Origin of the sequence: Sphingopyxis soli, assembly GCF_018682675.1 — a bacterium.
Taxonomy (GTDB): domain Bacteria; phylum Pseudomonadota; class Alphaproteobacteria; order Sphingomonadales; family Sphingomonadaceae; genus Sphingopyxis; species Sphingopyxis soli.
Window position 1 is genome coordinate 32,621 of sequence record NZ_JAFMTR010000054.1, and the last position, 12,796, is coordinate 45,416.

Here is a 12,796-nt window from a genome sequence, read left to right on the forward strand (position 1 = left end):
CGACGGCGACCTCGGACGCGCCTAGGCTGCTGATAGCGGAGCGACCGAAAGACAATCCGCGTAACGTCCGCGCAAAGCCTTCTTGTCGATTTTGCCCGTAGCGGTGAGCGGAATGTAGTCGAAAATGACCCGGTCGGGCAGCCACCAGCGCACAAGCCTGGGCTCGAGCCAGGCCCGAACAGCCTCCTCATCCAAGACGGATTCGGGCATGCGCTCGATGACGAGGAGCGGCCGTTCCTCCCACTTGGGATGAAACACGCCGACAACGGCCGCGATTTTGACGCCGGGGCAAGCGACGGCGACATTTTCGATGTCAATCGAACTGATCCATTCGCCGCCCGATTTGATGACGTCCTTCTTCCGGTCGGTGATGCGCATAAAGCCATTCGCATCTACAGTGGCGATGTCGCCGGTATCGAACCATCCGTCGGCGTCGAGCGCACTGACCGACTGCCGGTAATACCGTTCCAGAACCCAAGGCCCACGGACGAGCACGTTGCCTGCCGCGACACCGTCGTGCGGCAAGTCCTGACCATCATCGTCGACAATCTTGAGCTCGACGCCGAACTGGAGCCGGCCTTGCCGCGTCCAGATGATGTCGTTCATTTCATCATGGCCTAGCGCTGCAACCTTGGGCGTCGGCGTTGCGAGCACGCCGAGCGGCGACATCTCGGTCATGCCCCAGATCTGGCGAACCTTGACGCCATATTGGGTCTCGAACGTCTCCGCCATCGCGCGCGGCACGGCCGACCCGCCAATCACGACACGCTCGAGCGTCCCCGTGTCCTCGCCCGTGCGGGCGAGGTGATCGAGATACATGGTCCAGATTGTCGGCACGCCGCCCGAGAAGGTGACGCCCTCGGACTTGATCAGCTCTTGCAGGCTCGCTCCGTCGAATTTGTCGCACGGAAATACGAACTTCGCTCCGTTAATCGCTCCCGCGAATGGGAGGCCCCAGGCCGTCGCGTGATAGAGCGACTGGCACGGCAAGATCACGTCGAAGGCAGAGAAACCGAGCGCGCCCGACAGACCGGCGACAAGCGCGTGCAGCACCACCGAGCGGTGCGAGTAGAGCACGCCCTTCGGATCGCCGGTGGTGCCCGATGTGTAGCAGAGAAAGGCCCCGCTGTTCTCCTCGAGGTCGGGCCAAAGGGTTGTCCCGGAAAATTCAGCGATGCGCCGATCATAGTCATCCCCGGTCAGCATCACGAAATGCTCGATCGTATGGAGCGCGGGTTTCAGCCGCTCGACGATCTCGTGCAGATTGGCGTCATAGAGAAGCACCCGGCTTTCGGCATGGTTGATCGTAAATGCGATATGTTCGTCCGGGAGCCTCGGATTGGCGGTGTGGAGAACAAGCCCCTTCCCGGGCGCAGCAAAAAACAGTTCGAAATGCCGGTGCGTATTCCAAGCGAGCGAGCTGATCCGGTCCCCCGGTTCGAGCCCGAGGCTCATGAGCCACTCGGCCCCCGCCGCCGCTCGCGAGAGCGCACCCGCATAATCGTAACGAAAGAGCTTGCCGTCGCAGTCCTTCGATACGATCTCGCGATCGCCGTGCGCTGTCGCTGCAAAGCGCAATATCTGCGAAATGTTGAGCGGCAGGTTCTGCATCAAACCCGGGATTGTCATCTAGCATGTCCTCAACCTGATCGCGGCCAGCCGCAGTCTACCCATTCGCCAGCAAAGCTTGCAGCCGCGCGACGACCTCATCGGTCGCCTCGGCGGCAGCCGGTATGATCCCGGCAAAATGCACGAAACCATGCGTCAGATGATCGAACTCCAGGAGTTCGGAGCGAACCCCCGCATCTCGCAGGCGTCCGGCGTAGGCAACGGCCTCGTCGCGCAGCGGATCGACCGATAGGACGACCGTCAACGCACGCGGCAAGCGCGAGAGATCGTCTGCCTTGAGAGGCGAAAGGCGCGGATCGGCGGTGTCGGCGCCCTGCGCATAATCGGCGACACACACCGTCAGACTCGCGCGGCGGAGCGTCGGATCAGCGTCGCGAACGCGGGACGGATAGTCATTCTCGCCGGCGTCGAGGTCGACGGCCGGGTAGAGCAGGAGCTGTGCATCAAAGGGCCGTCCCTCTTGGGGCTCGTCGCGCATAGCGATGCAGATTGCGGCCGCTAGATTGCCGCCGGCGCTATCGCCGCCGATGATCGCTGGCAAACTATCACCGCCGAGGGACGACCGATTGGCGGCAATCCAGCGCGCGGCCGCGAGGCTGTCGTCAAATCCCGCCGGGAAGGGATGCTCGGGGGCGAGACGATAGCTGCTGGCCACCACCACCATCGAGAGATCCCGGCATAGCCGGCGGATGGTATGATCGACGGTGTCGAGGTCGCCGATGGCCCAGCCGCCGCCGTGAATATAGTGCAGCGTCCCCGTCGGCTCGGTCGATGGACGGTAAATCCGGAGTGGGACCTTGGCGTCGCGCGTTTCGATCTGCCGGTCTTCGATCGAAGCAACGTCTATGCGGCCGCCCGGCCCAACGATCATCGGGATCATCGCGGCAGCCTGCGCCCGAAGCGTCGGATAGTCGACGGGCCCCGGCGGCACGGAAGGCAGTTGGTCGACAAGTTGCTGCAATACTGGGTCGAGCGCCACGATAAACTCCGTCAATAAGTTGGAATGGAAAGGCCGAGGATGCGCGCCAGCGCATCGACGACGCGGTACACTTGTGGGTCCCTGACGCCGGGTTGGCCGGTGCGGTTGCGGACATAGGCAAAGCTGACACCCGAGGATGGGTGGGCAAAGGCGAGCGAGCCCCCCGCCCCGTCATGGCCGAACGATCCCTCGCCGAGCATCGGCTGGATCGCCCATGGCAGCATGAGGCCCGCGCCCCAGGTCGGACCGGCGAAGTCCTGACCGAAAGGCGTTCCCGAAGACACGGTACGACAGGCGTCGCGAAGGCAATCCTCCGAAACAAGCGGAGCCTGGCCGACGCTACCGATCGCCTTCGAATAGAGCCGCGCGAGCGAGCGCGCGTCGGCGACACCATTTGCGCCCGCCAGTTCGACGCGCTGCACGGCGGGATCGTTCATGGCGTCGGCGAGACCGCTCATCCGCGCGGGGAAAAGGCCATTCAGCGATATCGCGCGCGCTGCGATCGATGACGGGTCAAGTTCGGGCGTGTCATATTCGGCCGGAACCTCGACGGCGGCAATGGGCGACTGCGCGTCGCCGCTGCGGCCAATCTGTATGTTGAGTTCCAACGGCCCAGCAAGATTGGCGCGGAACCATTCTCCGATGGTCTGGCCGGTCACCCGCCGCATCAGTTCCGACGTGATCCAGCCCACGGTGATCGCATGATAGGCGTGTGCCGTGCCCGGTTCGAACAGCGGAGCTTCCGCCGCAAGCCTTGCTGCCATCGCGGCTATATCGGCCAGGCCTGCGATCGTGATCGGTCCGCTTATCAGGGGAACGCCAGCCTGATGTGCGAGCGCCTTGCGGACACTGATATCGCCCTTGCCGTGCGCCGCGAACTCGGGCCAGTAGTGCGCGAGCGGCAGATCGAGATCGATCCTGCCGTTCGAGACCTGCGACAGGACGCACAGTGCCGATATTCCCTTGGTGACCGAGAAAACGGGGACGGCGGTATTGCGATACCAGGGGGTTTGATCGCTGGCATCTGCCGAGCCGCCCCAGAGATCGAGCACCGGCTGGCCGTCACGATAGATGGCGCAGGCGGCCCCGCGTTCGCCGCCCTCCTGGAAGTTCGCTTCGAATGCGTCGCGGCACGCCGCGAATTGCGGATCGACGGTGCCCTGAATTTGGGAACGGTTGGTCAAAATTTTCCCTCCTTGGTTCGGGCATCGATCAACACGGCTTCGCCGAGCGCGACGGCGCCAAGCGGCCCGGCCCGGTCTCCGAGCGCCGGAAGCGTGACCAGATCTTCGGCCGCGTCGCCCGGGACGAAGGGAAGATAGCCAGCCAGGTCCGCGACGACATGCTGCCAGGCGCGTTCGAGCAGAAAGGAGCGGCCCATGCCGATCCCGCCGCCTATCAGGATTTTCTGCGGGCTCGTTACCAGCAGAAGAGCACCGATCAGCTGGGCCAGGTCGTGCGCGACAAACGACCAGCGCGGATCATCTGCCCGTATTTCCTCGCCCGCCCTGCCGAACCGCGCCTGCAGCGCAGGACCCGACAACAGGCCCTCGATGCAGTCGCCATGAAACGGGCAGCTACCCGAAAACTCGTCGCCGTTTGCGCGCCGCAATCGGAGATGCCCGATCTCGGGATGGAGCGCCCCGTGCACGGGGCGCCCTCCGAGCAGCAAGCCCCCGCCGACGCCGGTGCCGAGCGTCAGATAGCAGAGGCTGTCGAGGCCCTGTCCAGCGCCCCAGCGCCATTCGGCAAGGGCCGCGGCATTGACGTCGGTATCGATACGCCACGGGCAATCCGCGACCGCGCCCAGCGCACCCGCGATATCGGCTCCGCTCCAGCCTGCCTTGGGCGTGGCGAGCATTGTGCCAAAATCCGTTGCACCCGGATCAAGCCGCAGCGGACCGAAAGAAGCTATTCCGAGCGCGGCAAATCCTTCGCGCCGCTTCCACCCTTCGAGCGTGTCGACGAGGGCGCCGAGCGTTTCATTTGGCGTCGTCGTCGCAAATCGCGCGCTCGCCAGAATTTCGCTCCCGCGGGCAAGGACAGCCAGCGCTTTCGTCCCCCCCAGTTCGATGCCGGCGATTGTCTTCATAGGGACCATAGCTATCGCGCGATCCCTGCCTTGTCGCCTGCCAGCCACAGATGAACGAACGGCGCAAACGCGCCGCCGAAGTTCCGGTCATCGCCGCCGCTCCAGTCATCGACAAAGCTCGTGACGGACAAGTCGGGCAGTACGAACCAGCTATAGGCCTGCGCCGGCGCGGCTTCGGGATTGGCGAACACCAGCCCGCTACCATTGACCGGGCGCCAGCCCTCGAAGAGCGCGGGGGATACCATTGCGTAGAGCCCGGTCGGGCCGGCAGGCCCCGACGGCGCAAAAACATGACGCTGCGTCGACCAGAAGAGATAATAAAGGCCGGCGTGGAAAATGATGTGCGGTCGCTCGAGTTCGTTGTTGAGCGTGTCTGCGCTGACGATCGGCGGAAGGAGGGTCCAGCCCTGCTCGCCGCATTGTCGGCGAACAATTCCGATGACGCCGTTATATTCGGACCGCGAGCGCGCCTGCGATCCCGCGAACAGCAGATAATCATCGCCTCCCGCCGGATCACGGAAGAAGGCCGGATCGCGGAACGCCTTGATCTTCCCAACCTCGCTCGGGCCGCCGCAGGTGGACATATAATGCTCGAGGTCGATCGGGACGATTTCTTCCAGCTCGCGCCAATCGCCAAGCCTGGGTGCCTCGCCCGACAGGTCGAGCGTCGCCAACGCTGAAAATAAACGCTGCTCGAAGGTCAAAATCTGCTCGCCGCGACGCCCGGTAGCGGTAAAATATAGGGCGACGGTCGCAAGGTCCGCGGAAGCGACGGCCGACCCCGACCATTCGCGGCTACCGGGTGAAAAGCCGTCTGGCATGGCCGGCCCGAGGTGCCGCCATCCTTCCGCGCTGTGCAGCAGCAGGTGGATGCGTGCATGCCCGTGGCGCTCGTCCGGGTCGGCGAAGCGCGGCGCGCCGAGTGCCATCCACAGCTGCCTGCCACCGGCCAGGATGATCGGCTTTCCGGCCTCGTCCTGCACAGGCCAGGCGTCCCAGACGCCGAGATCGGGAGCGATCGGTGCGAAATCTTCCTCGCTGAGCAGCGGCGCCCGCAGAACGGGCGCTGCGTCGATCGCCTCGATATGATCACCCGTCCAGCGAGCCGGAACCATCATGATAATTTCACTCTCAAATATTCGAAAACCGGACGGACGCGCCGTCGAACATCGGAATCAAATGAGGGGGCGAGCGCCGCTGCGCTCGCCCCTCCTGATCAATCGATGGTGGTGCGCAAGCGCAGGCCGATGGTGCGCGGATAAGGTCCGGCGAGCAGCAGACTGTTGCGAACGAAAGACGGACCGCGTTCGTCGGCGAGATTCTCGCCGAAGATCGAAAGTTCCCAGCGGTCCGTGCGGATTCCCGCACTGGCATTGTAGAGCGAGTAGGGCCGGACGACATAGCCGTCGTACATGACCCGGCTGCTGGTGCGGCTGGCCGCACCGTTGAGGAAGAAGCGCAGGTCGCCGCTGCCGAGCGGCCGCTCGAAATCGGCATCGAGACGATAATTATACTTCGCTGTGCTCGAGAGGCGCTCGCCATTGGCGACGTTGGGAAGCGAGGCGGTGACGGCGGGATAGATGTCGCGGAATTCGCTGTCGTTCCAGTTGGCGACCGCGCCGAGATTGAGGCCATCGATCGGGGTGCGCCACCGCGCTTCGAGATCGACCCCCGTCGTGCGGGCTTTGCCGACGTTCGCGAACGCGGAAACGCCGAACGGCGTGAGACCGAATTGCAGATCCTTGAAGTCGATGCGGTAGACGTTGAGCCCGAGCTGGACGCGGCCGTCGGCGAGCTTCGCCTTGATGCCCGCCTCATAGTTGGTGAGCGTATCGGGAGCGAGCGCGATCGAGGACGGAATTCCCGAGGCCTCGACCAGCGAGGCCTGGAACGGCGTCTGGGTAATGCCGCTCCGGAATCCCGTGCTGACCGTCACGAAGGCGGTCAGATCGTCGGTCGGGAACCAGGAAAGGTTCGCGCGCCACGTCACCTTGTCGGGTTTGGTTTGCCCCGAGCCCGTTCCGGTCAGGATCGAGTCCGCATCGAAGCGTCGATTGTCCTTGTAATAGCGGATGCCGACCAGCGGCACGAGCTTGCCGCCGAACAGATCGTAGCTGATTTCGCCGAAAGCGGAATAGTTGCGGGTCCGCGTATCGTTGAACCCACTGATGGTGAGCGCGGTCAAGTTGGCATCGAAGCTGAAGAGCGCCTTAGCATTCTGGTAGAAACCGCCGACCAGCCAGTGGAACGGACCATCGCCGTTCGAGCGAAGCTGGATTTCCTGCGCGAAGCTGCGCGCATCATAACCGTTGAAGAGCGCGCCGGTGCCGAGCGGTCCGAAGGTCTGTCCGGTCAGATAGCCATATTCGGCATCGAGATAGCTGGTCGAACTGCTGAGGATCGCGGCGCCGGCGTCATATTCGACCGACACGCTGTAGAGATCGAAATTCCCGTTCTCATATCCGCGCGTGGTTCCGCTGAACCACTGCTGGGCAGGCTCAAGCTGGTTGATGCTCTGCGTATAATTCTGGCGCGGTTCCCAGTGCGCGGCCTGCGCCCGGATGCGCAGCGCGTCGGTCGGCTGCCAGAGCAGGACCGCCCGCACGTCGCGGTTGGTGACGTCGTTGGCATTCTTGAACGACGGCCCACCGGTCGCCGGCGTCTCGCTGAAGATATCGACATAGCCGGCACGCTTGTCATAGCCGCCGCTGATGCGGATCGCGAGCCGATCCTTGATCAGCGGCACCGAGATCGCTGCCGACACCCCGTAGTTCAGCGCGCTCGCATCATCCATCTTCGCGATCGTCGCCTCGCCGCGCATCTCGAAATTGTCGAGATCGGGCTCGCGCGTATGGTAGATGATCGTGCCCCCTGCCGAACCCTGCCCATAGAGTGTACCCTGCGGCCCGCGCAGGACCTCGATGCGGTCGATATCGATGAAGCGGAGCGGCGGCGCGATCGGCGAATTGGGAATCGCGAAGGGAACGTCGTCGATATAGTAGCCGATCGGCGAGTCGCCGATGCCGCCCGCGGCTCCCACGCCGCGCAGCGAGAAGGTCTTGATCACCGAGCCGACCTGTTCGCCCGGCGAAGCACCCGGGATCGAGTTCACAAGATCGGTCGTCTCGCGGATTCCGCGCTCTTCGAGCTGCTCGCCGCTGAAGGCCTGGATCGCGAGCGGCGTGTCGATCAGCGACTGCGAGCCCTGGCGCGACGCCGTCACGACGATGTCGCTGTCACTGCTTTCCGTCGTGGAAGCTGCATCTTGCGCCATCACCGGAGTGATCAATGCGATATGTGCAATGCCGGTAAAGGCGGCGGCGGTCAGGCGGCGTGTCATAGGTCCTCTCCCCATAAGCTGCGAATCCGCGATGGAATACGCAATCGATTGCGTGCGGTTTACGCAATCGATTGCGCAGTTGTCAACTCTCTGTTACCCGGCGGCAACGAATGTAGGTGGAGAGCACGCATGACAGGACCGACCGACCTTCCGAAAGGCGCCAAAGTCGGCACTTCGACGAAGCTTTATTACGGGAGCGGTCAAGCCGTCGACGCCATCGTCCAGGCGATCGTCAACACCTTCCTCCTCTTCTATCTCACCGCCGTATGCGGGATGTCGGGGGCTGCCGCCGGCAGCATTTTCCTGATCTCGCTTGGCGTCGACGGGTTGCTCGATCCGTTCATCGGGCGGCTCTCGGACAATTGGCGGTCGCGCTGGGGCCGCCGCCTCCCCTTCATGACGATCGCGCTTCCGCCCATGATGATCGCCTCGGCGCTGCTGTTCACGCTCCCCGCCAATCTCGCCGGCGGCGCCCTCTTCGCTTATGTGCTGGCGCTCAACATCGTCCTGCGTGTCGGCCTGTCGGTTTTCGCGCTCCCTCATTCGGCGCTGACCGCCGAACTCAGCGACGATTATGGCGAGCGCTCGATTATCAGCACCTACCGGGCCCTGTTCATCGTGCTGGGCACCGCGGCCGCGCTTCTCCCCGCCTTCGGCTTCCTGTTCGCCGAAGACGGCGCGCTCCAGACCCGGCCGCCCTACCAGTGGCTCGGGCTCATGACCGCCTGCCTGATCGGCGGGTTCGGGTCGGTCTGCGTGGGGGGGATCTTCAAGACCGTGCGCAGGCTGCCGATGCCGCCCGGCGAGGCGACGGGCACCGGCTTCCTGTCGGACATGGCACAGCTGTTTCGCAATCCGTCCTTCGTGCCGATGTTCGGCGGCGCGGTGCTGGTGCTGGTCGGCCAGGGCGCGACGACGGCGCTCAACCTTCACGCGTACCGCTATTTCTGGGAGCTGCCGACCGCCTATATGCAGCTGCCGCTGCTCGTTCTGCCGCTCGGCATGCTGCTCGGAACCCTCGCCGCAGGCCTCTTGCTGCGGCGCATCGAAAAGCGCGACGGCGTCGTCGGCGCGATCACGCTGCTCGGCGTCTACCAGATCGTCATCACCCTGCTCGCCGTCACCGGCGTCATTCCCGCGGGGTCGATGATCGCGGTCGTTCTCGTCGCGATCAGCGGCTTGCTCTTCGGCGGCTGCGGCGCGCTCTGCTTCGTCTGCTTCTACTCGATGATCGCCGACGCGGTCGATGAGCATGATCACCTCTTCGGCGTGCGCCGCGAGGCCCTCTATGCCGCGGCGCTGATGGTCGGAGCCAAGGCTGCCACCGGTCTCGGTGCCTTCCTTTCCGGACTCGGTCTCCAACTCATCGGGTTCGTGGCGCCGGCGAAAGCGAGCGGGATCGTCCCGCCGGATATCGCCACGTCGGTGGGTCTCCTATGGGGCCTCGGCGGCGCGCTGGTCGTGCTCGCGGCCATCCCCTTTCTTCGGCGATACAGGATCGATCGGTCGCATCATGCGGCGGTCCTCGAAAGCCTTGCGGCGCGCAACGCCGATCACAACACGGCACCGAATTTGACGCCGGACCTTGCGCAGGCCTGATCGGCGGTGCAATCGATGGCGTAACGCAGACGGGCGAGTGGAATGGAACTGGAAAAGGTGCGCCCAAAGTCGGGCCGGGCAGTCAAGATGACGGACATTGCGCGGATCGCGGGGGTATCCTCGTCGACCGTGTCGCGGGCGCTTGCCGATCATCCCACCATTCCCGAGGCGACGCGAAATACGATCCAGGCGCTGGCGAGAGAGCATGGCTATGTCGTGAACCGCGCCGCGCGGAACCTGCGCCAGAGCCAGACGCAGACGATCGCCGTCGCGGTCCCGCTTGGCCACGAGCGCGAGCAGCTGATTTCAGACCCCTTCTTCCTGCGCCTGTTCGGACATCTCGCCGACGAGATTTCGCAGCGGCGCTACGACATCCTGCTCGTGCGCGAGCCCTCGCCCGACGCGCATTGGCTAGGGCGCCTCGTTCAGTCGCAGCGCGCCGACGGCTTCATCATCGTCGGGCAGAGCGACCAGCATCAGGCCCTTAACCTTGCGGCCCGCGACTACCGCCCGCTGGTCGTCTTCGGTTCAGAACTGCCAGATCAAATCTATTGCTCCGTCGGCTCCGACAATTTCGAGGGCGGCCGGCTTGCCACGGACCATTTGCTCCGATCCGGCCGCAGGCGCATCCTGTTCCTCGGTCCCGCCGAACTGCCGCAGATCGACCTCCGGCTGGACGGTTACCGGCAGGCGATCGGCGATCATGGCCTGTCGGTCGACGAGAGCTTCGTCCTGCCCGCGCATTTTACGGGACCCTCGGCCCATGACGCGGTGCGCGATCTTCTCGCGCGGGGGGTGGAATTCGACGGCATCTTTGCGGCCTCTGACGGCATCGCGCTGTCCGCGATCCGCGCGCTTGAGAGTGCAGGCATGCGCTGCCCTGACGACATCTCCGTCGTGGGTTTCGACGACAGCGATCTCGCCTCGCAATCCCATCCGGCGCTAACCACCATTCGGCAAGATGTCCCCGGTATCGCGGCGACGATCGTCGATCATCTGTTTCGACGGCTGGAAGGGGAAGGCACCTATTCGTCGACGCTGCCGGTGAGCCTCATCCTCCGGGAATCCGCTCCCGGCTGAAAACACAGATGGCCGGTTGGAGACTGTCGGCTTTAGGGAAACCTATTTCGCCAAGCGGACACTTGAGGCGCTGATTATGTCGCCGTTGACAAAGTGTATGGCAGATTTGTGCGCTGCAGCGTATGGGCGCGATCATGAGGATCGCGATCATCGATACAAGCACGACGCGCGCCGCCATCATTTCCGATGGCCTGCGCGCGGCGGGGCTCGACGATCTCATCCTCATCGATCCCGCCGGGCCGCTCGTCGCGCAGATCGAGGCCGCCACCCCCGAAGTCGTTCTCATCAACCTCGAGAACCCCAGTCGCGATCTGCTCGAGGATTTCTTCGCCATGTCGCGCGCGCTGGCACGCCCTATCGCGATGTTCGTCGATCAAAGCGATACCGAGGCCACTTTCGCGGCGATCGACGCGGGCGTTTCCGCCTATGTCGTCGACGGGCTGTCGCAGCAGCGCATCAAGCCCGTGCTCGACCTTGCGGTACGCCGCTTCCACGCCTTCTCGTCGCTGCAACGCGAACTCGACGATGCGAAGAACGCCCTGGCCGAACGCGGCGTCATCGACAAGGCTAAGGCGATCCTGATGAAGCGGCGTCAGATCGACGAGCCCGAGGCATATGCCCTGCTCCGCGGACAAGCGATGCGCACCAATCGTCGTATCTCGGAGATTGCCGAAGCGATCGTCACCAGCGAAGCGCTGATGGGAGACATGGAATGACCGCCGAGACATTCCGCATCGGCTTCCTGCCGCTCGTCGATGCGGCGTTACCGATCCTCGCGCATGAGCTTGGTTTCGCGGCGCGCGAAGACGTCGCCATCGACCTCGTCCGCGACATGACCTGGGCAACCGTGCGCGACCGGCTGCTCTATGGCCACACCGACGCGGCGCATATGATCGCACCGCTCGCCATCGCGACGACGCTCGGCAAGGACCGCCCCCCCGTGCCGCTGGCGGTGCCCTTCGTCCTCGGGCTCAACGGCAACGCGATCACCTTCTCGGCCAAGCTAGCCGCCGAGACCGGCCTGACCGACACACTGGGCGACCCCGCCCGGATCGGCGCGGCGCTGAAGCAGGTCGCCGAGGCGCGGCTGGCGGCTGGCAAACCGCTGCGTTTCGGCGTCGTCCATCGCTATTCGAGCCACAATTACATGCTGCGCTACTGGCTCGCAGGCGTCGGCATCCGGCCCGATCAGGACATCGAGATCGTCGTCACCAGCCCGCCCTTCGCCGCCGACGCGCTCGCAGCCGGCGAAGTAGACGGTATCTGCGTCGGCGAACCATGGAACTCGATCGCGGTCGACCGTGGGGTCGGCCACATCGCGCTGGCGACGGCGCAGATCTGGCGCCGCGGCGTCGAGAAAGTGCTCGCGATGCGCGAGACCGTTCTGGGCGAACGCCGCGACGCGGTCGAAGCGCTGGTCCGCGCCCTGCATGCGGCAGCGGCGCATTTCATCGAGCCCGGTGCGGCCGAAGAAAGCGCCGACATCTTGGCTCGGCCCGAATATCTCGACGCGCCGCGCGATGCCGTATTGCGCGCAATCACCGACCGCATCCGGCTCGTACCCGGCGGTGAACCGATCCACTACCCCGACTTCATGTTCCAGTATCGCGAGGCCGCCAATTTTCCGTGGCGCAGCCAGGCCGCGTGGCTCTACTCGCAGATGGTCCGCTGGGATTATATGGCGTTCGTCGATGCCGAAGCCGCCGCGGCCGGCTGCGTCTTTCGTCCGGACGTCTACCGCGCCGCGCTTGCCGGCTCCGGCGCGCCCCTGCCCGGCGCGAGCTCGAAGCTCGAAGGCGGGCTCGACGAACCGATCGGCGCGGGTTCGACGCAAGGCCGCCTGACGCTCGGCAGCGACCGCTTTTTCGACGGCCGCGCCTTCGATCCCGACGATATCGAAGCCTATCTCGCTGAACTCCCCTAGCTTTCTATCTTATGCTGCACCTGCGAAATAATCCCTTGCGGCAAAGCCGAGAATCGGGCAGCTTAAACGCACTCGGCAAGGCTGCCGGGGCAGGATAAGGCGGCGCCGGTTCCAACGAGGGGATCGAACCGCAGGCGGACGGGGAGCCATTCC

Annotated in this window: 10 protein-coding genes; 4 read left to right on the forward strand and 6 right to left on the reverse strand. The window is 64.6% G+C overall.

Annotation, left to right across the window (positions count from 1 at the left end; genetic code table 11):
• Nucleotides 1–21: 21 nt before the first annotated feature.
• The 6 genes from J1N50_RS07900 to J1N50_RS07925 form a co-directional block, all read right to left on the reverse strand.
• Nucleotides 22–1,629 carry a long-chain fatty acid--CoA ligase gene (locus J1N50_RS07900; RefSeq protein WP_197715648.1) on the reverse strand — a complete coding sequence of 536 codons (1,608 nt, stop codon included), beginning with the start codon at nt 1,627–1,629 and terminating at the stop codon, nt 22–24.
• A 37-nt stretch (nt 1,630–1,666) separates the two neighbouring features.
• Nucleotides 1,667–2,608 (reverse strand): alpha/beta hydrolase, encoded by a 942-nt coding sequence (locus J1N50_RS07905; RefSeq protein ID WP_058814412.1) that lies wholly within the window; start codon nt 2,606–2,608, stop codon nt 1,667–1,669.
• 11 nt (nt 2,609–2,619) lie between these two features.
• Nucleotides 2,620–3,792 (reverse strand): serine hydrolase domain-containing protein, encoded by a 1,173-nt coding sequence (locus J1N50_RS07910; protein ID WP_054586760.1) that lies wholly within the window; start codon nt 3,790–3,792, stop codon nt 2,620–2,622.
• Entirely contained in the window at nt 3,789–4,700 is a 912-nt protein-coding gene (locus J1N50_RS07915; RefSeq protein ID WP_231732801.1) for an ROK family protein, read from the reverse strand. Before J1N50_RS07915 ends, J1N50_RS07910 begins: the two co-directional genes overlap by 4 nt.
• 11 nt (nt 4,701–4,711) lie before the next feature.
• Nucleotides 4,712–5,818 carry a glycoside hydrolase family 68 protein gene (locus J1N50_RS07920; RefSeq protein ID WP_234715714.1) on the reverse strand — a complete coding sequence of 369 codons (1,107 nt, stop codon included), beginning with the start codon at nt 5,816–5,818 and terminating at the stop codon, nt 4,712–4,714.
• Between the two features lie 98 nt (nt 5,819–5,916).
• Entirely contained in the window at nt 5,917–8,040 is a 2,124-nt protein-coding gene (locus tag J1N50_RS07925) for a TonB-dependent receptor (protein WP_054586758.1), read from the reverse strand.
• A 129-nt stretch (nt 8,041–8,169) separates the two neighbouring features.
• Between J1N50_RS07925 and J1N50_RS07930 the strand changes: the two genes are divergently transcribed.
• The 4 genes from J1N50_RS07930 (at nt 8,170) to J1N50_RS07945 (ending at nt 12,643) form a co-directional block, all read left to right on the forward strand.
• Nucleotides 8,170–9,639 (forward strand): MFS transporter, encoded by a 1,470-nt coding sequence (locus J1N50_RS07930; RefSeq protein ID WP_054586757.1) that lies wholly within the window; start codon nt 8,170–8,172, stop codon nt 9,637–9,639.
• Nucleotides 9,640–9,726: 87 nt separating this feature from the next.
• The gene (locus tag J1N50_RS07935) at nt 9,727–10,719 is read left to right on the forward strand and encodes a LacI family DNA-binding transcriptional regulator (RefSeq protein ID WP_120218029.1); all 993 of its coding nucleotides are present in this window, start codon (nt 9,727–9,729) and stop codon (nt 10,717–10,719) included.
• Between the two features lie 134 nt (nt 10,720–10,853).
• A complete protein-coding gene (locus tag J1N50_RS07940; RefSeq protein ID WP_215352403.1) occupies nt 10,854–11,435 on the forward strand; it encodes an ANTAR domain-containing response regulator in 582 nt (193 codons plus the stop codon).
• Nucleotides 11,432–12,643, forward strand: coding sequence for a CmpA/NrtA family ABC transporter substrate-binding protein (locus J1N50_RS07945; RefSeq protein ID WP_215352405.1), 1,212 nt, complete (start codon nt 11,432–11,434; stop codon nt 12,641–12,643). Before J1N50_RS07940 ends, J1N50_RS07945 begins: the two co-directional genes overlap by 4 nt.
• Nucleotides 12,644–12,796 lie beyond the last annotated feature (153 nt).